This window comes from Frateuria defendens, assembly GCF_001182895.1.
GTDB classification, from domain to species: Bacteria; Pseudomonadota; Gammaproteobacteria; order Xanthomonadales; family Rhodanobacteraceae; genus Frateuria_B; species Frateuria_B defendens.
This window is the reverse complement of record NZ_LFQR01000005.1, coordinates 42,237-60,571: the sequence shown is the minus strand read 5'-3', so window position 1 is coordinate 60,571 and position 18,335 is coordinate 42,237. Positions and strand designations below refer to the sequence as shown.

At 71.2% G+C, this 18,335-nt stretch carries 20 protein-coding genes; 15 read left to right on the top strand and 5 right to left on the bottom strand.

Features of this window, described 5'->3' with window-relative positions:
• Positions 1–9 precede the first annotated feature (9 nt).
• The 9 genes from atpG to ACH65_RS01375 all read left to right on the top strand — a co-directional run bounded on the left by atpG (position 10) and on the right by ACH65_RS01375 (position 7,662).
• Positions 10–942 carry a F0F1 ATP synthase subunit gamma gene (gene atpG, locus ACH65_RS01415; protein WP_049620785.1) on the top strand — a complete coding sequence of 311 codons (933 nt, stop codon included), beginning with the start codon at positions 10–12 and terminating at the stop codon, positions 940–942.
• A 77-nt stretch (positions 943–1,019) separates the two neighbouring features.
• Positions 1,020–2,432, top strand: a complete 1,413-nt coding sequence (atpD, locus tag ACH65_RS01410; protein ID WP_049620784.1) for a F0F1 ATP synthase subunit beta — start codon at positions 1,020–1,022, stop codon at positions 2,430–2,432.
• Positions 2,433–2,535: 103 nt separating this feature from the next.
• A complete protein-coding gene (locus ACH65_RS01405; protein ID WP_049620783.1) occupies positions 2,536–2,964 on the top strand; it encodes a F0F1 ATP synthase subunit epsilon in 429 nt (142 codons plus the stop codon).
• 183 nt (positions 2,965–3,147) lie between these two features.
• A complete protein-coding gene (locus ACH65_RS01400) occupies positions 3,148–3,675 on the top strand; it encodes a hypothetical protein (protein WP_049620782.1) in 528 nt (175 codons plus the stop codon).
• A 61-nt stretch (positions 3,676–3,736) separates the two neighbouring features.
• Positions 3,737–5,104, top strand: a complete 1,368-nt coding sequence (gene glmU / locus ACH65_RS01395; protein ID WP_049620781.1) for a bifunctional UDP-N-acetylglucosamine diphosphorylase/glucosamine-1-phosphate N-acetyltransferase GlmU — start codon at positions 3,737–3,739, stop codon at positions 5,102–5,104.
• A gap of 365 nt (positions 5,105–5,469) precedes the next feature.
• Positions 5,470–5,739 (top strand): phosphopantetheine-binding protein, encoded by a 270-nt coding sequence (locus ACH65_RS01390; protein WP_049620780.1) that lies wholly within the window; start codon positions 5,470–5,472, stop codon positions 5,737–5,739.
• A 135-nt stretch (positions 5,740–5,874) separates the two neighbouring features.
• The gene (locus tag ACH65_RS01385) at positions 5,875–6,177 is read left to right on the top strand and encodes an ApeI family dehydratase (protein ID WP_049620779.1); all 303 of its coding nucleotides are present in this window, start codon (positions 5,875–5,877) and stop codon (positions 6,175–6,177) included.
• Positions 6,174–7,133, top strand: a complete 960-nt coding sequence (locus ACH65_RS01380; RefSeq protein WP_049620778.1) for a lysophospholipid acyltransferase family protein — start codon at positions 6,174–6,176, stop codon at positions 7,131–7,133. The genes ACH65_RS01385 and ACH65_RS01380 overlap by 4 nt, the downstream gene beginning before the upstream one ends.
• A 94-nt stretch (positions 7,134–7,227) precedes the next feature.
• Positions 7,228–7,662 (top strand): hotdog family protein, encoded by a 435-nt coding sequence (locus ACH65_RS01375; RefSeq protein ID WP_049620777.1) that lies wholly within the window; start codon positions 7,228–7,230, stop codon positions 7,660–7,662.
• On the opposite strand, the gene ACH65_RS01370 is transcribed toward ACH65_RS01375, so the two are convergent.
• The 3 genes from ACH65_RS01370 to ACH65_RS01360 are packed head-to-tail and all read right to left on the bottom strand — an operon-like array spanning position 7,647 to position 10,434.
• Entirely contained in the window at positions 7,647–8,450 is an 804-nt protein-coding gene (locus ACH65_RS01370; RefSeq protein WP_049620776.1) for a glycosyltransferase family 2 protein, read from the bottom strand. The two genes, ACH65_RS01375 and ACH65_RS01370, sit on opposite strands and share 16 nt — an antisense overlap.
• The gene (locus ACH65_RS01365) at positions 8,447–9,238 is read right to left on the bottom strand and encodes a beta-ketoacyl synthase chain length factor (protein WP_049620775.1); all 792 of its coding nucleotides are present in this window, start codon (positions 9,236–9,238) and stop codon (positions 8,447–8,449) included. Before ACH65_RS01365 ends, ACH65_RS01370 begins: the two co-directional genes overlap by 4 nt.
• Entirely contained in the window at positions 9,235–10,434 is a 1,200-nt protein-coding gene (locus tag ACH65_RS01360; RefSeq protein ID WP_202594121.1) for a beta-ketoacyl-ACP synthase, read from the bottom strand. Before ACH65_RS01360 ends, ACH65_RS01365 begins: the two co-directional genes overlap by 4 nt.
• A 204-nt stretch (positions 10,435–10,638) precedes the next feature.
• Between ACH65_RS01360 and hemF the strand changes: the two genes are divergently transcribed.
• On the top strand, positions 10,639–11,541 hold the full coding sequence (hemF, locus tag ACH65_RS01355; protein WP_049620774.1) for an oxygen-dependent coproporphyrinogen oxidase: 903 nt from the start codon (positions 10,639–10,641) through the stop codon (positions 11,539–11,541).
• Between the two features lie 84 nt (positions 11,542–11,625).
• Here hemF and ACH65_RS01350 read toward each other — a convergent pair whose 3' ends face one another.
• Positions 11,626–12,279 (bottom strand): DUF4097 family beta strand repeat-containing protein, encoded by a 654-nt coding sequence (locus ACH65_RS01350; protein ID WP_064504794.1) that lies wholly within the window; start codon positions 12,277–12,279, stop codon positions 11,626–11,628.
• Between the two features lie 140 nt (positions 12,280–12,419).
• On the opposite strand from ACH65_RS01350, the gene gpmA reads away from it, so the two are divergent.
• Positions 12,420–13,163, top strand: coding sequence for a 2,3-diphosphoglycerate-dependent phosphoglycerate mutase (gene gpmA, locus ACH65_RS01345; RefSeq protein WP_049620812.1), 744 nt, complete (start codon positions 12,420–12,422; stop codon positions 13,161–13,163).
• Between the two features lie 109 nt (positions 13,164–13,272).
• Positions 13,273–13,815, top strand: coding sequence for a CcdC protein domain-containing protein (locus ACH65_RS01340; protein ID WP_049620772.1), 543 nt, complete (start codon positions 13,273–13,275; stop codon positions 13,813–13,815).
• Here the strand turns inward: ACH65_RS01340 and glnK are convergent.
• A complete protein-coding gene (gene glnK, locus ACH65_RS01335; RefSeq protein ID WP_049620771.1) occupies positions 13,812–14,150 on the bottom strand; it encodes a P-II family nitrogen regulator in 339 nt (112 codons plus the stop codon). The two genes, ACH65_RS01340 and glnK, sit on opposite strands and share 4 nt — an antisense overlap.
• Before the next feature lie 192 nt (positions 14,151–14,342).
• Here glnK and ACH65_RS01330 point away from each other — a divergent pair, with 192 nt between their 5' ends.
• The 3 genes from ACH65_RS01330 (at position 14,343) to ACH65_RS01320 (ending at position 18,289) form a co-directional block, all read left to right on the top strand.
• Positions 14,343–14,597: an accessory factor UbiK family protein gene (locus ACH65_RS01330; protein WP_049620770.1), complete on the top strand. Its 255-nt coding sequence runs from the start codon at positions 14,343–14,345 to the stop codon at positions 14,595–14,597.
• A gap of 151 nt (positions 14,598–14,748) precedes the next feature.
• Positions 14,749–16,248 carry a YifB family Mg chelatase-like AAA ATPase gene (locus tag ACH65_RS01325; protein WP_082190080.1) on the top strand — a complete coding sequence of 500 codons (1,500 nt, stop codon included), beginning with the start codon at positions 14,749–14,751 and terminating at the stop codon, positions 16,246–16,248.
• A gap of 241 nt (positions 16,249–16,489) precedes the next feature.
• Positions 16,490–18,289 (top strand): cation:proton antiporter, encoded by a 1,800-nt coding sequence (locus tag ACH65_RS01320; protein ID WP_049620768.1) that lies wholly within the window; start codon positions 16,490–16,492, stop codon positions 18,287–18,289.
• Positions 18,290–18,335: the final 46 nt, after the last annotated feature.

Genomic DNA, 18,335 nt, shown 5'->3' with positions numbered 1-18,335 from the left:
CGAGAAAAGATGGCAGGCGGACGCGAAATCAAAACCAAGATCAAGAGCACGCAGAACATGCGCAAGGTGACGCGCGCGCTCGAAATGGTCTCGGCCTCGAAGATCCGCAAGGCGCAGGACCTGATGAAGGCCTCGCGCCCCTACGCGCGCCAGATGCGCAAGGTGATCGCGCACGTCGCCCAGGCCAGCACCGACTTCCGCCACCCGTTCCTGCAGGAGCGCGAGCAGGTCGCGCGCGTGGGCTACGTGGTGGTCACCACCGACCGTGGCCTGTGCGGCGGCCTGAACTCCAACCTGTTCCGCCGCCTGCTGCCGGCCATCAAGGCCTGGCAGGACCAGGGCGTGGAAGTGGACGTGGTGGCGATCGGCCAGAAGGCCGTGCAGTTCTTCAAGCGCCTGAAGGGCGTGAACCTGGTCGGCAGCGTGTCGCACCTGGGCGAGAAGCCGAAGCTGGAGAGCCTGGTCGGCGTGATCAAGGTGGTGCTGGACGCCTACAGCGCGAACAAGCTCGACCGCGTGTTCCTGGCCTACAACGACTTCGTCAACACCATGGTGCAGCGCGTGGCGATCGAAGCGCTGCTGCCGCTGCCGGTGGTGGCGGCGGAGCTGGAGGCGGTGGAGGAAGGCAAGCGCGAGGCTTCGCCGAACACCCCAGTCGCCGGCCTCAAGCTCGAGCAGCAGCACGACTGGGACTACATCTACGAGCCCGACGCCGCGACCGTGCTCGAGTACGTGCTGGCACGCTACGTGGAGTCGGTGGTGTACCAGGCGGTGCTGGAGAACCTCGCCTGCGAGCATGCCGCGCGCATGGTGGCGATGAAGGCCGCCTCCGACAATGCGAACAAGGTGATCGACGAGCTGACCCTGGTCTACAACAAGGCCCGCCAGGCGGCGATCACCCAGGAAATCTCGGAAATCGTCGGCGGCGCCGCGGCGGTGTGAGTCTCGCGATACCCATTCATTGGCGACGCTGAGGCGGCGCCGCAACAGACACTGAAAGATCCATCCGGAGCAGATCCATGAGTCAGGGCAAGGTTGTACAGATCATCGGCGCGGTTATCGACGTGGAGTTCCCGCGCGACCAGGTGCCGAAGGTTTACGACGCGCTGAAGATCGACGGCACCGCGATCACGCTGGAAGTCCAGCAGGAGCTCGGCGACGGCATCGTGCGCACGATCGCGCTCGGCTCCACCGACGGCCTGAAGCGCGGCCTGATCGCGCGCAACACCGGCGAAGGCATCAAGGTGCCGGTGGGCAAGGCCACGCTCGGCCGCATCATGGACGTGCTCGGCAACCCGATCGACGAGGCCGGCCCGATCGAAGGCCAGGCCGACTGGGTGATCCACCGCGAGGCGCCGAGCTACGACGAGCAGGCCGCCGCCAGCGACCTGCTCGAGACCGGCATCAAGGTGATCGACCTGGTCTGCCCGTTCGCCAAGGGCGGCAAGGTCGGCCTGTTCGGCGGTGCCGGCGTGGGCAAGACCGTGAACATGATGGAGCTCATCAACAACATCGCCAAGGCGCACGCGGGCCTGTCCGTGTTCGCCGGCGTGGGCGAGCGTACCCGCGAGGGCAACGACTTCTACCACGAGATGAAGGACTCCAACGTGCTCGACAAGGTGGCCATGGTGTACGGCCAGATGAACGAGCCGCCGGGCAACCGCCTGCGCGTGGCGCTGACGGGCCTGACCATGGCCGAGTACTTCCGCGACGAGAAGGACGAGCACGGCAAGGGCCGCGACGTGCTGTTCTTCGTGGACAACATCTACCGCTACACGCTGGCCGGCACCGAGGTGTCCGCGCTGCTCGGCCGCATGCCCTCCGCGGTGGGCTACCAGCCGACCCTGGCCTCGGAGATGGGCGCGCTGCAGGAGCGCATCACCTCCACCAAGAACGGCTCGATCACCTCGATCCAGGCCGTGTACGTGCCCGCGGACGACCTCACCGATCCCTCGCCGGCCACCACCTTCGCCCACCTGGACGCCACCGTGGTGCTCTCGCGCAACATCGCGGCGCTGGGCATCTACCCGGCGGTGGACCCGCTGGATTCGACCAGCCGCCAGCTCGACCCGCTGGTGATCGGCGCCGAGCACTACGACGTGGCCCGCCGCGTGCAGGGCACGCTGCAGCGCTACAAGGAGCTCAAGGACATCATCGCGATCTTAGGGATGGACGAGCTGTCGGAAGAGGATAAGCAGGCCGTGGCCCGTGCGCGCAAGATCGAGCGCTTCTTCTCGCAGCCGTTCCACGTGGCCGAGGTGTTCACCGGCGCGCCGGGCAAGTACGTGCCGCTCAAGGAAACCATCCGCGGCTTCAAGATGATCGTGGACGGCGACGTGGACTACCTGCCCGAGCAGGCGTTCTACATGGTCGGCGGCATCGACGAGGCGATCAAGAAGGGCGAGGAGATGGGCGCCAAGAAGGCGGCATGATTCGAGAGCCGGGAATCGGGAATAGGGAATCGAAGAGCGCAAGCTCGTCGCCCCATTCCCGATTCACCATTCCCCATTCCCGTCGAGCAGAGCGAGAACCCTCATGAGCCTTACCATTCGCGTCGAAGTCGTCAGTGCCGAAGCCGAGATCTATTCCGGCGAGGCGACCCTGGTGGTCGCCACCGGCGAAGTCGGCGAACTGGGCATCACGCCCCGGCACGCGCCGCTGATCACGCGCCTCAAGCCCGGCAAGGTCGTGGTGACCCAGCCCGACGGCGAGAAGGTGGACATCGCGGTGACCAGCGGCGGCATCCTGGAGGTGCAGCCGCAGGTAGTGACCGTGCTGGCCGACACCGCGATCCGCTCCGAGAACATCGACGAAGAAGCCGCCCAGCGCGCCAAGAAGGAAGCCGAGGACGCGCTGGCCAACCGCACCGATGCGCTGGAAGTCGCCGAGGCGCAGGCCAAGCTGGCCGAGGCGATCACCCAGCTGCAGGCGTTGGAGCGTCTGCGCAAGACGCTCAAGCACTGACGCGACATCTTTCCGATCCACGACGACGCCGGCCTTGAGCCGGCGTCGTCGTTTCGGCAGCATGGAGCGATGCAACGGACAGAGGCCGGCGCGCGCCGCGCGCGGCGAAGCGGATTCGCCATCGACATCCAGGCCCGCGATAGGCGCACATCGCGCCCGGCTCGTCGCATCGCGCTGCGAGGGATGCCGCTCGTCGCCGTCGTGCTGCTCGCGGCCTGCGTCGCCGTTCCGAAAACCACCTCGACGCATGCGTCGCCGCCGCCGTCGCAGGGCGATGCCTCGTGGCGGGCCGTGGAGCCGGCCGGCACGGCGCACTACCAACTGGCCCTGGGCCAGGTCGCCAGCGGCGCCGGCACGATCCAGCGCGTCGATCCGGTCTATCCGCCCTCGCAGCTTGCTGCCTGCCCGCCGCCGGTGGACGTGCAGGCCCTGCTGATCGTGGACGAGGCCGGCAAGGTCGGCGAGGTGCGCGTGGCGGACGAGGCCGCCGCCGACCCGGCGCGCCGCGCCTTCATCGCCGCCGCCCGCGCGGCCGCGACGCAATGGCGTTTCGCACCCTTGACCGTTACCCGCTGGGCGGCCGACGCCAACGGCAACAGCCATCAGGTGGACAGCGCCGCCCGTCCCTTCAGCCAGACCTACGTGTTCCATTTCGCCTGCCATGCAGGGCAGTCCTCGACGTCCGCCAGCGGCGCGGAGGCTGGCGGCTGACCCGAGCCGGAACGCCGTGGCTGCTATGCTCTCCCGCCGGTAAAACCCGAGCCTTGCCGCCATGAGCCAGCCGCCCCTGCACGTCATCGTCCTCGCCGCCGGCGAGGGCAAGCGGATGAAGTCGCACCGTGCCAAGGTGCTGATGCCCCTGGCCGGCCGGCCGCTGCTGGCGCACGTGCTGGAGGCCGCGCGGGCGCTGGCGCCGCAGGCCATCCACGTGGTCTACGGCCATCGCGGCGAGCAGGTGCGGGCGGCCTTCGCCGGCCAGGACGATCTCGACTGGGTGCTGCAGGCCGAGCAGCTGGGCACCGGCCACGCGGTGGGCGAGGCGCTGGCGCGTGTGCCGGACGGCGCGCGGGTGCTGGTGCTCTACGGCGACGTGCCGCTGACGCGGGTGGAGACCTTGCGCGCGCTCGCCGACGGCGACGCCCCGCTGGCCCTGCTCGCCACCCGCCTGCCCGAGCCGCGCGGCTACGGCCGCGTGCTGCGCGACGGCAGCGGCCTGGTGCGTGCGGTGGTGGAGGAGAAGGACGCCAACGAGGCGCAGCGCACCATCGACCTGATCAACACCGGCCTCCTCGGCGCCGACGCGGCCGCGCTGCGCGCCTGGGTGGCGCGGCTCGGCCGTGACAACGCGCAGGGCGAGTACTACCTCACCGACGTCTTCGCCATGGCGGCGGCGGAGGGCCGGCCGGCGCGCTGCGTGGAGTGCGCCGACCCCGTCGAGGCGGCCGGCGCCAACGACCCGCTGCAGCTGGCGGAGCTGGAGGCGCAGTATCGCCGCCGCCAGGCGCGCGCGCTGATGGCCGAAGGCGTGCGCCTGGCCGACCCCGCGCGCCTGGACGTGCGCGGCGCGGTGAGCGCGGGCCGCGACGTGGAGCTGGACATCGACGTGGTCCTCGAAGGCGAGGTGGCGCTAGGCGATGAAGTGCGCATCGGCCCGTTCGTGCGGCTGAAGAACGTGCGCCTCGCCGCCGGCACGGTGGTACTGGCGCATTGCGACCTCGACGGCGTGGTCACGCACGGCTCTTGCACCATCGGCCCGTTCGCGCGGCTGCGGCCGGGCACCGAGCTGGCTGCCGGCGTGCACATCGGCAACTTCGTCGAGACCAAGAACGCGCACCTGGGCGAGGGCAGCAAGGCCAATCACCTGAGCTACCTGGGCGATGCCGGCATCGGCAGCGGCGTGAACATCGGCGCCGGCACCATCACCTGCAACTACGACGGCGTGCACAAGCACCGCACCGAGATCGGCGACGGCGCCTTCATCGGCTCCAACAGCGCGCTGGTGGCGCCGGTGCAGATCGGCGCCGGCGCCACCATCGGCGCCGGGGCGGTGATCACCCGCGATGCCCCGGCGGACACGCTCACCGTGGCGCGCGCGCGCCAGACCAGCATTCCGGGCTGGCGGCGGCCGGTCAAAAAATAAAAGCGGGAGTGGCGCGGCGGCGCGTAGCGAAGCCGTTCGCGAGTGGCCGCCTGCGCGCCATGCCGGGTGTCGATCGCCACTGCTGACCGGCACCGACGACGCCAGGCCGCGCCGGTTGCGCGGAGCTTCGCCATGCGCGAGGCGTGCAACGCATCGGCGCATCGTTCGCGTATCCGCAGCGGCTGCGTGCCGTCGAACGTTTCGGTCGGCGGACTGCGGCGCCGCGTGCATCCATGCCGTCCCCCCAACACCTTCACGACACGGAACCATCGTCGCAAGGCCAGGGGCGAAGGAGGGGGCCATGCTACACTCCGCGACCTTGCCATCGGGGGAGGGCGAGTAAGTTGGGAGGTCTAGAATCGAGCATGGCAGAACAGACTGCGGCGCAGCACGAATTGGCCCGGCTGATCGTGGCGAGCCTGAACTTGGACACGATTGCGCCGGAAGAGATCGCACCGGACGCGCCGCTGTTCGGCGGCGACCTGGGCCTGGATTCGATCGACGCGCTGGAGATCGCGCTGGCGGTGTCCAAGCGCTACGGCTTCCAGCTGCGTTCGGACAACCCGGACAACCAGCGCATCTTCGGCAGCCTCGCCGCGCTGTCGGCGCATATCGAGCAGCACCGCACGGCCTGATGCCGTGGGCGTTCAGCGTCGCCGCGGCACGCTGTGGCGGCACACTGCCTGCCTTCGCCCCACGCGGCGCCGGCGCCACCTGGAGCGCGGCACGGCCGGCGCTATGCTGATCCACGCGATGCGGACGAAACTCGGATGAGTACGACTCGCTTCCAGACGGCCCTGTGCATCGGCGCCGATCACCCTTGCCTGCCCGGCCATTTCCCCGGCGACCCGCTGGTGCCCGGGGTACTGCTGCTGGATGAAGTGGCGACGGCGCTGCGCGCCTGGCGCGGGCAGCGGCTGGCGAAGGTGGCCGAGGCCAAGTTCGTCGCGCCGCTGCGGCCCGCGCAGCGCGCCGAGCTGACGCTGACCGAGGCCGGCGCGCGCGTGCGCTTCGAGATCCGGCTCGGCGAGGCGCTGCTCGCCCGCGGCCTGGTCGAGGGCGCGCCGGCATGAGCGGGCACTGGCAGTCGCAGCGCGAGGGCGGCGGGCGCTTTGCGCTGTGGCTGATCCGCATGATCGCGCTGCATGCCGGGCGCGGCTTCGGCCGCCTGGTGCTGTATCCGACCACGCTGTATTTCTTCCTGCGCCGCGCGCCCGAGCGCGCCGCCTCGCGGCAGTACCTGGAGCGCGTGCTCGGCCGGCCCGTCTCGGCCTGGCAGGTGCTGCGCCACCTCTATTTCTTCGCCGCCACCCTGTTCGACCGCATCTTCCTGCTCGCCCGCGGCGAGCGCGATTTCGACATCGAGATCGAGGGGCTGGAGCACCTGGAGGCGCGCATCCGGCAGGGACGCGGCGTGCTGCTGGTCGGCTCGCACCAGGGCAGCTTCGACGCGCTGCGGGCGATCAGCACGCGCTGCCCGCAGGTGCCCCTGCGCGTGGTGCTGGACAAGCAGAAGACGCCGGCGCTCACCGAGATGCTGGAGGCGCTGGCGCCGGGCATGGGCGAGAGCGTGATCGACGCCGCGCTGGGCGGCCCCTCCATCGCCCTGGCGGCCGACGAGGCCTGCCGCCAGGGCGCGATGGTGGCGCTGCTGGCCGACCGCGGCCGCGAGCACGAGGTGCTGCGGCACGCGCCCTTCCTCGGCCTGCCGGCGCCGTTCCCGGTCGGGCCGTGGCTGCTGGCGCAGGCGCTCAAGGTGCCGGTGGTGCTGTGCTTCGGCCTGTACCGGGGCGGCAACCGCTACCGGCTGGTCTTCGAGCCGCTGGCCGAGCGGGTGGAGATCCCGCGCCAGGGACGCGGCCCGGCGCTGGATGCGCTGATCGCCCGCTACGCCGCCCGGGTGGAGCACTACGCCCGCCAGGAGCCCTACAACTGGTTCAACTTCTACGACTTCTGGCAGCAGGACGTGCACGCGCAGGCGCGGCCGCGCCCCGATGCCGCGGTGGCGGGCGAGGGCGCCGGTGGCTGAGATGCCGTCGGCCATGTCCATCGGATGCGCGCGCGGCGTGGCCGGATGCGGTGGCGCGCCGGCCCTTTGCGGCTGCTCGTAAGGCTTCAGGCACATGCTCGACAAGACCGACTGGTCGCACCTGATCCCGCACGCCGGCGCGATGTGCCTGCTCGATGCCGTAGAGGATTGGGACGACACCCATGTCCACGCGATCGCCCTCGGCCACGCCGACGCCGCCCATCCGCTGCGCGGGTCGCACGGCCTGCATGCGGTGCACCTGGCCGAGTATGGCGCCCAGGCGAGCGCGGTGCATGGCGCGCTGCGCGCCCGCGCGCGTGGCGAGGAAACGGTGCGTCCGGGGCGGCTGGTCAGCCTGCGCGAGCTGGTGCTGGCGGTGGAATACGTCGATGCGCTGGATGGACGTCTGGACGTCCATGCCGCATGCCTCTACGCGGACGAGTCCGGCGCGCAGTACGCCTTCCGCGTCGAGCATCGGGGGCGCGTGCTGGCGAGCGGCCGCGCGGCGGTGATTCACCCGCCGGGGTGACTGGCCGCCTCCGAGGTGCCGTGCACGTCGACCACGAAAGGCTCGTCGAGCACCAGCGGCCGTTGCTGCGCGCGGCGGTGGCTGGCCAGGATGCTGCCGTAGTGGATCACCCGGCCGATGGTGTAGAGGGTGATGCGGGTGACATCCTGCACCGGCCGGAAATGGCTGAGGCGGAAGCCGCCCTGGTAGCGCGAGGCGATCGGTACCGAGACCACGCCGAGGCCTTTCTCGCGCGAGGCGGCGATCAGGATCGCCGCCTCGAACACGAAGTTCTCGGCCGGCAGGTCGACCAGTTCGAGCGCCTCGTGCGGGTACCAGCGCTGGCCGCTCTGGGTGTCCGCCACCGGCTGCGCGCAGGCCCAGGAGATGCCCCAGTCGGCCACCGCGTTGGCGCGCCGGCGGCCCTTGGGCTGCTGCTCGCGGTCGAGCAGGCGGGCGCCGACCACGATGTGGCCCGGGTAGCGCCGCGCCGCGGCGACGATGCGCGGGATGTCGCTGGCCAGGTGCTGGCCGTCGCCGTCCATGGTGAGCACCGCCTCGTAGCCCTGCCGCAGCGCCTCGCGGAAGCCGTCGCGCAGTGCCTCGCCCTTGCCTTGCCGTCGGGCGTGGCGGATCAGGGTCACCGGCAGCTCGCCGACGATGGCGGGCGTGCGGTCGTCCGAGCCGTCGTCGACCACGATCACCGGCGCGCCCAGCGCCAGCACCGAAGTCACCACTTGCCGGATCGCGGCCTCCTCGTTGAGGCAGGGGATCAGTACACACCAGCGTGGCAGGGTTGTGTCGTTCAAGCGGTCGGCTCCGTGTGGACGTCCAGCACCAGCCGCTCGGCGGCGGGCAGACGGCAGGCCCCGCCCGCCCGCGCGAGCCGTGCGAGCAGCGGCAGCGCCGCGGCACTGGCATTGTCGTGCGGCCAACCTTTCATCAGCGCTTCGGACGGCATGGAGGCCTCGCCGGGCTCAAGGCGCACATGGAGCGTCGCCAGCGTGTGCGCGTCCGGCTGCGGCGTCAATACCAGTGCGCAGGCGAACGCCGTGGCGCAGCCGGTCATGGTGGCCAGCGGCCCCTGGCCCGGCCCGTCGGCGGCGACCAGCAGCACCGGCTGCTGCCCGGCGAGCGCCTGCGCGGTAGCCTCGAGCAGGCCGGCGCCGAAGCTGGTGCGGCCGGCGCAGACCGCGGTGGAGGGCGCCCGGCAGCCGGTGGCGATGGTCCAGTAGCCGACCGGCGCGTTGTGCACGGAATTGTGGAAACGCGTCGGCGACAGCGCCGTGGGTTCCTGCGCCAGGGTGGCGCAGAGGTAGTCGGTGATGACCTGGTCGCCGTGGGCGGAGGCGAACACGCAGGCCAGTTCGGCGGCGTCCAGGCCGCTCATCGCCACCGCCTGCCCGGCCACCTCGGCGGCCAGCAGCACGCTCTCCGGTGCGCGGCGGCGCTCGTTGGGCGACAGCGCGGCCGCCGTAGGCCGGGCGCCGGGCGGCGCCGGCGGTGCGCCGTCGAGCCAGGCCCGGAAGGCGGCGAAGCCCGCCAGTTCGGCCGACCACAGGCCGATGCCGGCCACATGCACGCGCAGCGCGCTCATGTCGGGCTCCGGGCGAACGCCAGGCAGGCGTTGTTGCCGCCGAAACCGAAAGAATTGCTGAGCGCCACGTCCACCCGCCGCACCTCGCTGCGCCAGGCGAAGTGCGGGCCGCACACCGGGTCGGGCGTGGCGGCGCCGAGGTTGCCGGGCACCAGCCCGTGCTCGATCGCGAGCAGCGCGAAGGCCGCCTCGAGGATGCCCGCCGCGCCCAGCGTGTGCCCCGTGTAGCCCTTGGTGCTGCTGGCGCGGGTGCCGTCGGGGAAGAGGCGCGCGAGCAGTGAGGCCTCCACCTCGTCGTTCTTGCGGCTGGCGGTGCCGTGCAGGTTCACGTAGTCGACCTGGGCCGGCGGCAGGCCGGCGGAGGCCAGCGCCGCCTGCATGGCCTGCGCGGCGCCCAGGCCTTCCGGGTGCGGCGTGGACATGTGGTAGGCGTCGCTGGATTCGCCGTAGCCGAGCAGGCGCGGGGCCCGCGGCGCGGCCTCGGCGCGCTCGAGCAGGGCGAAGCCGGCGGCCTCGCCGATCGAGATGCCGTCGCGGTCGCGGTCGAACGGCCGGCACGGCGAGGGCGACACCAGCTCCAGCGCATTGAAGCCGAACAGCACGCTGTCGCACAGCGTGTCCACGCCGCCGACCAGCGCCGCATCGGCCAATCCGAGGCGCAGCAGGCGCTCGGCGCTGGCGAACACCTTGGCGCTGGAGGAGCAGGCGGTGGAGATGGTGAGGCAGGGGCCTTCGAGCGCCAGCGCGGCGGCCACGAAGGCGGCCAGCGAGTGTGGCGTGTGGATGGCCTCGCGGCGCAGGTCGGCGGGCAGGCGGCCGTCGGCGTCGAGCCGGCGGTAGCCTTCCTCGGTGGCGCCGATGCTCGCGGTGGAGGTGCCCAGCAGCACGGCCACGCGCGCGGCGCCGTAGTGCTCGCGCGCCGCGCGGACGCGGGCGAGGAAGCCGTCCTGCGCGAGCGCCAGCCAGGCGAGGCGGTTGTTGCGGCACTCCCAGGCGGCCAGGGCCGGCGGCAGCGGCGCGGCTTCTACGCCCTCCACACGGCCGATCCAGCACGGCAGCGGCGCGCTGCTGAAATCGTTCGGCCGCAGGGCGCCCTCTTCGGCCCGCAGCGCGACGAGCTGGGCGTCGAGGCCGAGGCCCAAGGCGGAACTGGCGGTGTAGGCGGAAACCGCCAGCGGGGCGATCGGGTGACACATCCTTTTCAGCCTAGTTGCTGGAGTCGTCCCATGCCTAGCCTGCCGGGGGCGATGTCACGGCGGCGATTCATCCTCGTGAGGGCCGCGTGAGCCCGCTGCGCGCTTCCGAACCGGCCGGCGCAGGGCGGCCGCGACGCGCCGCCGCAGCGGGCCAGGGCCGGCGCTTGCTAAGCTCCGCGCCTTCTCTCTTTAGGGATGCCAGCGATGAGCCAGCAAGCCGACCGGGCGGAAGCGTTCCTGCGCGAGTTGCAGGAACGCATCTGCCGCGCCATCGAGCAGCTCGACGGCGGCGCGCGCTTCGTCGAGGACGCCTGGACCCGCGAGGCGGGCGGCGGCGGCCGCACGCGCGTGCTGCGCGAGGGCGCGCTGTTCGAACAGGCGGGGGTGAACTTCTCGCGCGTGTACGGCAACACCTTGCCGCCCAGCGCGACCGCGCACCGGCCGGAACTGGCCGGCGGCCGCTTCATCGCCACCGGCGTTTCGCTGGTGCTGCACCCGAAGAACCCCTACGTGCCCACCACGCACGCCAACGTGCGCTACTTCGAGGCGAGCAAGGAAGGCGTGGAGCCGGTGTGGTGGTTCGGCGGCGGCTTCGACCTCACGCCGTTCTACCCGTTCGACGAGGACGTGGTGCACTGGCATGCGGTGGCGCGCGACCTGTGCGCGCCCTACGGCGAGGACGTCTACCCGCGCTACAAGCGCTGGTGCGACGAGTACTTCTACCTGAAGCACCGCGACGAGACGCGCGGCGTCGGCGGCCTGTTCTACGACGACCTGAACGAGGGCGGCTTCGAGCGCTGCTTTGCCTTCACCCGCGACGTCGGCCAGGGCTTCCTCGATGCCTACCTGCCGATCGCCGAGCGCCGCCGCGACACGCCCTACGGCGAGCGCGAGCGCGAGTTCCAGCTCTACCGACGCGGGCGCTACGTGGAGTTCAACCTGGTCTACGACCGCGGCACGCTGTTCGGCCTGCAGTCGGGCGGGCGCACCGAATCGATCCTGATGAGCCTGCCGCCGCGGGTGCGCTTCGAGTACGGCTACCAGCCGGAGCCCGGCTCGGCCGAGGCGCGGCTGGCGGACTACCTCAAGCCGCGTGATTGGGTGTGAGGGCTGGGGCGAGCAGCGAGGTCGCGGCATCGCGGCGCTGCGACCTCGCCTCGCCCGCGCCCTCAGTGCTCGCCCCTCGCTCGTTCACTGCGGCGCGGCGCCGCTGAACTTCACCGGCGTGGCGCCCTTCACCGGGCCGATCCGCGCGCTGTCGCTGACTTCCAGCGCCACCTCGCGGCGGAACTCCAGCGTGCCCTGCACCACCGCGTGCGGGCCAATCACCACGTGCGGCTTGCGGTCGCTGCCGAAGTGGAGCCAGCCGCCGTTGGGCTTGTCGACCAGGATGCCGCCTTCCACGCGCGAGTCCGCGCCCACCGTGATGTCGCCGCTGACCGTGCCGAGGCCGCCGGCCACGTGCGCGGCGTCCAGCACGATGGCGCCGTTGACGTTGGAGGTCTTGCCCAGTACCTCCGCATGGCGGCCGAGCCGGACCGCGCCGTTGACCGCCCCGACCTCGCCCTGCACGCGGCTGTCCTCGCCCAGGGTGATCGCGCCGTTGACGGTGCCCACCTCGCCGGCCTGGGCCTTGCCGCCGAGATCGACCGAGCCGTTCACCGTGCTGGCCTTGCGTACCACCGCGCCGTCGCCGACGTGGACCGAGCCGTTCACCGTGCTGACGTCGCCGGCATGCTGGCCGGCCTCGACGCGCACCGAGCCGTTGACCTTGCCGATGTCCTCCTCGGTCGCCGCGGCGGCCAGCGGCAGGGTCAGGGCGAGAGCGAGCAGGATGGGTCGCATGGGCGTTCTCCGCAGAAAGGTGCGGCTAGGATGCGCCCGTTCCGCGGCGGGTTTAGCGTGACCTTCGGCAGGGGCGGCGATTGACGGCCTGGACAGTGCGCTGCACCATCTTCGGCTTCCCCGCCTGCGACCCCGATGCCATGCACAAGCTCGTCCTGATCCGCCACGGCCAGTCCCAATGGAACCTCGACAACCGCTTCAGCGGCTGGGCCGACGTCGACCTCACCGAGCAGGGCATGGCCGAGGCGCGCGAGGCGGGCCAGTTGCTGAAGGACGCCGGCTACGCCTTCGACGTGGCGCACACCTCGGTGCTCAAGCGCGCCGTGCGCACGCTGTGGGGCGTGCAGGACGCGATGGACCTGATGTGGATTCCCGTGGTCACCGACTGGCGGCTCAACGAGCGCCACTACGGCGGCCTCACCGGCCTCAACAAGGCCGAGACGGCGGCCAAGTATGGCGAGGACCAGGTCAAGATCTGGCGCCGCAGCTACGACATCCCGCCGCCCCCGCTGGAGCGCGCCGCCAACGAGTCGGTGCACGACCCGCGCTACGCCTCGCTCGAGCCCGCGCAGATCCCCGACACCGAGTGCCTCAAGGACACCGTGGCCCGCGTGCTGCCGTACTGGCACGAGGTGCTGGCGCCGGCGATCCGCGGCGGCCAGCGCGTGGTGGTGGCCGCGCACGGCAACTCGCTGCGCGCGCTGGTGAAGTACCTCGATGGCATCTCCGACGAGGAGATCGTGGAGCTCAACATCCCCAACGGCGTGCCGCTGGTGTACGAGTTCGACGAGGAGCTCAAGCCGCTGCGCCACTACTACCTGGGCGATGCCGAGGCGATCGCCGCCAAGATGGCCGCGGTGGCCAACCAGGGCAAGGCGAAGTAAGAACTTTCGCGCGCGCATGACAGCCGTCATGCGCGCCGGCGGCCGGCCGTCAGTCGTCGCCGGCGGGCTTTGGACGTTAGGCTTGGGACATTCTCCGTCGGAGTCCGCCATGTCCCCGCACCTGCAGACCGTCCTGATCACCGCCGCCGTGATGGCCCTGGTCGTCTGGCGCCGCGCGCGCCGCCTGATCGGGCGCCAGCCGATCCAGCGCAAGCGGATGACGGCGCGCATCGTGATCCTCGCCGTGGTGGTCGTGATGCTCGGCGCCAGCGGCCTGCACAGCCCGCGCCTGCTGGAGGGCCTGCTCGGCGGCGCCGTGCTCGGCGTCGGCCTGGGCCTGCTCGGGCTGCGCCTGAGCCGCTTCGAGCGCGGGCCGGACGGCGCCGACTACTACATCCCCAATCCCTGGCTCGGCGGCGCGCTGGTGGTGCTGCTGGTCGGGCGGCTGGCGTGGCGCTTCATGACGATGCTGCCGCAGGGCGGCCAGGCCGGCTTCGACCCGGCAGCCCCCCAGGGCGCGCCGGCGCTGGGCAACAGCCCGCTGACCCTGCTGGTATTCGGCCTGCTGCTCGGCTACTACCTCGCCTACTACGCCGGCCTGCTGGTCCACCACCGGCGCTTCGAGCGGCTGCAGGCGGGGCCGGCGGCCTAGAGCGCGTCGTTGTCCAGTTCGCCCGTGCGGATGCGGATCACCTGCTCCAGCGGGCAGACGAAGACCTTGCCGTCGCCGATCTTGCCGGTGCGCGCGGCCTGCTGGATGGTCTCGACCACGCGCTCGAGCTGGTCGTCGGGCACCGCGACCTCCAGCTTCACCTTGGGCAGGAAATCCACCACGTACTCGGCGCCGCGATAGAGCTCGGTATGCCCCTTCTGGCGGCCGAAGCCCTTCACCTCGGTCACCGTGATGCCCTGTACGCCGACCTCGGCCAGCGCCTCGCGCACGTCGTCCAGCTTGAACGGCTTGATCACCGCCACGATCAGTTTCATCGCATCGATCCTCTGGTTCGCGCCCGTGACAGGGAGGCACGCGGTGCGGCGCGCATTGTGCCCGCATGGCGGCGGCCTGTCGCTCCCGTGCCGCGTGTAGGAAAATCCCTACATTCTTTGGCGGAGCATACCGATGGCGGCCCCAACAGCCCGTTACCTAGACTTCTTTCCGACGAGTTCGAGGTGCTATCCATGATGGATAGGCAGGATATCGACCAAATCGCCCTACGACTTGTCTCGTTGGTTCCGCCAGGATTGGCTCAGGCGCAGCAGGATCTGCGCGCCAACTTCCACGATGTCCTGACGCAAGGATTGCGTCGCCTTGAGCTAGTCACCCGCGAGGAATTCGACGTCCAGAGCCAGTTGCTGGCGCGCACCCGCGCCAAGGTCGACGAGCTGGAACGTCGCATTGCCGACCTCGAAGCCGAGGCGGCCCGCGGGCACTAGCTGAGAACCAAGCTCCCGGGAGCCGCCCCCGATCCGTCACCCTCACCCCGAGAAGCGATCGGGGGCGGTTATTTATACGTCCGCGTCATGGAGTCGCTCCGATGTCGAGGCATGTCAGCGGCCCCGTCGCCGGTCCGATCCAGTCGGACGCATGAGCCTGGCTGTCACCCTGAGTCGCGCCCAGGAAGGCGTGGCGGCTCCCCAGGTGATGGTGGAGGTCTACCTGTCCGGCGGCCTGCCCGGCACCCACATCGTGGGCCTGCCCGAGGCGGCCGTGCGCGAGGCGCGCGACCGCGTGCGGGTGGCGATCCAGAACGCCGCCTTCGAATACCCCAACCGCAAGGTCACCGTGAACCTGGCGCCGGCCGAGCTGCCCAAGGACGGCGGCCGCTTCGACCTGGCCATCGCGCTCGGCATCCTCGCCGCCGCGGGGCAGGTGCCGCGCGAGCGGCTGGACGATTGCGAGTTCCTCGGCGAGCTGGCTTTGTCCGGTGACCTGCGGCGGGTCAGCGGCGTGCTGCCGGCGCTGCTGCGTGCGCGGGCGCGCGGGCGGCGGATGGTGGTGCCACGCGCCAACGCCGGCGAGGCCGCGCTGGTGGCCGATGCCGACGTGCTGGTGGCCGACAGCCTGGCCGAAGTCTGCGGTTGGCTGCGCGGCGCGCAGGAGCTGGCCCTGCCGGGCGAGGCGCAACTGGAGCCCGATTACGAGGCCGGGCCCGACCTCGCCGACGTGCGTGGCCAGTTGCAGGCGCGCCGCGCACTGGAGATCGCCGCGGTCGGCGGGCATCACCTCCTGATGGTGGGGCCGCCGGGCACCGGCAAGACCATGCTGGCCGAGCGCCTGCCGGGCATCCTGCCGCCGCTCAGCGAATCGGAGGCCCTGGAGACCTGCGCGGTGCTGTCGGTGGCCGGGCAGCCGGTCGACCCGGCGCAGTGGCGGCGGCGACCGTTCCGGGCGCCGCACCACACCGCCTCGGCGGCGGCTCTGGTGGGCGGCGGCTCGCAGCCACGGCCGGGCGAGATCTCGCTGGCGCACAACGGCGTGCTGTTCCTGGACGAGTTCCCCGAGTTCAGCCGGCAGGTGCTGGAGGTGTTGCGCGAGCCGCTGGAGTCCGGCCACATCGTGATCTCGCGGGCCGCGCGGCAATCCACCTTCCCGGCGCAGTTCCAGCTGGTGGCGGCGATGAACCCCTGCCCCTGCGGCTATGCCGGCGACGCCCGCCACGGTTGCCGCTGTACCCCGGACCAGATCCAGCGCTATCGCGCGCGCCTCTCCGGGCCGCTGCTGGATCGCATCGACCTGTCCGTGGAAGTGCCGCGCGTGGCCCTGTCCGAGCTGTCGGCGCCGCGCAGCGCCTACGACGAGGATTCGGCCACCGTGCGCGCCCGGGTGGTCAAGGCCCGCCAGCATGCACTGATGCGCGCCGGGCGCCCGAACGCGGAGATCAGCGTGCGCGAGCTGGAGCGCGACTGCGCCCTGGGGCCGGCGGAGCGGCGCTGGTTCGAAGGCGCACTGGAACGGCTGGGCCTGTCCGCCCGCGCCTACCACCGCGTGCTGCGGGTGGCGCGCTCGATCGCCGACCTGGACGGCGGCGCCGCGCTGCTGGACCGCTCGCACCTGGCCGAGGCGCTGCAATACCGGCGGCTCTGAAGGCCGGGTACCTAATTTTTGAACTGACGGGTATTGACATTCCCTCCCTGGTGGCTAATATCTGCACCGACTGGTTCTCTAATGACTGGTCCCCCCGCCGCCTCGGTATCGGTCCCCCTCCCCCTCCCGCCCGATACCGAGGTCGGCCTCTTCCTTCCTCCCCCTGTTGCGACACGTCATCGCTGGACGCGATGGATGGGCCATGCTCCGATAGAGCGCGCGCAAGACCGAAGGACGACGCATGACCCTCGAACTCGGCCTGATGCTGGCAGGCATGCTGGGCATCGGCTTTCTGGCCCAATGGCTGGCCTGGCGGGTGAAGCTCCCCGCGATCCTCTTCCTGCTGCTCGCCGGCATCCTGCTCGGGCCGGTCAGTGGCGTGCTCGAACCGGACAAGCTGCTCGGCCCGCTGCTCTTCCCCACCGTGTCGCTGGCGGTCGCGGTGATCCTGTTCGAGGGCAGCCTGAGCCTGCGTTTCCACGAATTGCCGGAGATCGGCAAGGCGGTGCGCGGCCTGGTCAGCTACGGCGCCATCGCGGCCTTGCTGCTGCTGGCGCTGGCGGCGCGGCTGGTCGCCGGCGTGTCGTGGGAGGTGGCGCTCTTGTTCGGCGCGCTCACCTGCGTCACCGGCCCCACCGTGATCGCGCCGATGCTGCGCACGCTGCGCCCGAACGCGCGCATCGCCAACACGCTGCGCTGGGAAGGCATCGTGATCGACCCGATCGGCGCGCTGTTCGCCGTGCTGGTGTACGAGGCCATCGTCTCGCACCAGGAGGGCCGCACCATCGGCGTGTTCCTCGCCACCGTCGCCTGCGGCACCGCGGTGGGCGCGCTGTTCGCGTTGATGCTGGGCTTCATGCTGCGGCGCCAGCGCATTCCCGAATACCTGCAGAACTACGGCGTGCTGGCGATGGTGCTGCTCGCCTTCAGCCTCTCCAACACCATCACCCACGAGTCGGGCCTGCTGGCGGTGACCATCATGGGCATCGCGCTGGGCAACATGCGCGGCGTGCACGTGGACGACATCCTCGACTTCAAGGAAAACCTCACCACCTTGCTGGTGTCGAGCCTGTTCATCCTGCTGGCGGCGCGGCTGCACTGGCCGCTGCCGGACGGCATGCTGTGGGCGGGCATCGCCATCTTCCTGGCGTCGCAGGTGCTGATCCGGCCGCTCACCGTGCTGATCGCCAGCATCGGCAGCGGGCTGGCTTGGCGCGAGCGCGCGCTGATCGCCTGGGTGGCGCCGCGCGGCATCGTGGCGGCCTCGGTCTCGGCGCTGTTCGCGTTGCGGCTGGAGACGCTGCACGTGGCGGGCGCCAACGCGCTGGTGCCGTTGGTGTTCATCCTGATCATCGGCACCGTGGTGCTGCAGAGCGCCACCGCGCGGCCGCTGGCGAAATGGCTCAAGGTGGCCGAGCCCGAGCCGCGCGGCGTGCTGGTGTTCGGCTCCGACGAGGTGGCGCGGGCGATCGCCCAGGCGCTGCACGAGGTCGGCTTCACCGTGGTGGTGGCGGACGACGAGTGGGAAGGCATCCGCCTCGCGCGCATGGACGGCCTGCGCACCTTCTACGGCAACCCGGCCTCCTCGCATGCCGAGCGCCATCTCGACCTCACCGGCGTCGGCCGGCTGCTGGCGATGTCCACCCACCGCGAGCGCAATTCGCTGGCCTGCGTGCATTACCGCCAGGAGTTCGGCCGCGAGAAGGTCTACCGCCTGCGCAACCTGCCGCCGGAGCAGAGCAACGGCCGCGCCGCACTGCCGGGCAGCCTGCTGGCGCCGCCGCTGTTCGCCGAGGACATGACCCACGCGCGTTTCGCCGGGCTGTTGTCGCAAGGGTGGCGGATCAAGTCCACCCGGCTCAGCGCCACCTTCGACTGGCCGCACTTCATCGAGCAGTACGGCTCGGACACGGTGCCGCTGTTCGGCGTGGACGAGAAGGGCGGGCTGCGCATCGCCACCGCGCGCCACCCGCTGGACCCGCGCCCGGGCTGGACGGTGATCGCGCTGGTGCCGCCGGACGAGTCGCAAGCCGCCGCCTGATGCAACGCGACGAGGCCGCCTCCGGGCGGCCTCGTCGTTCGTGCCT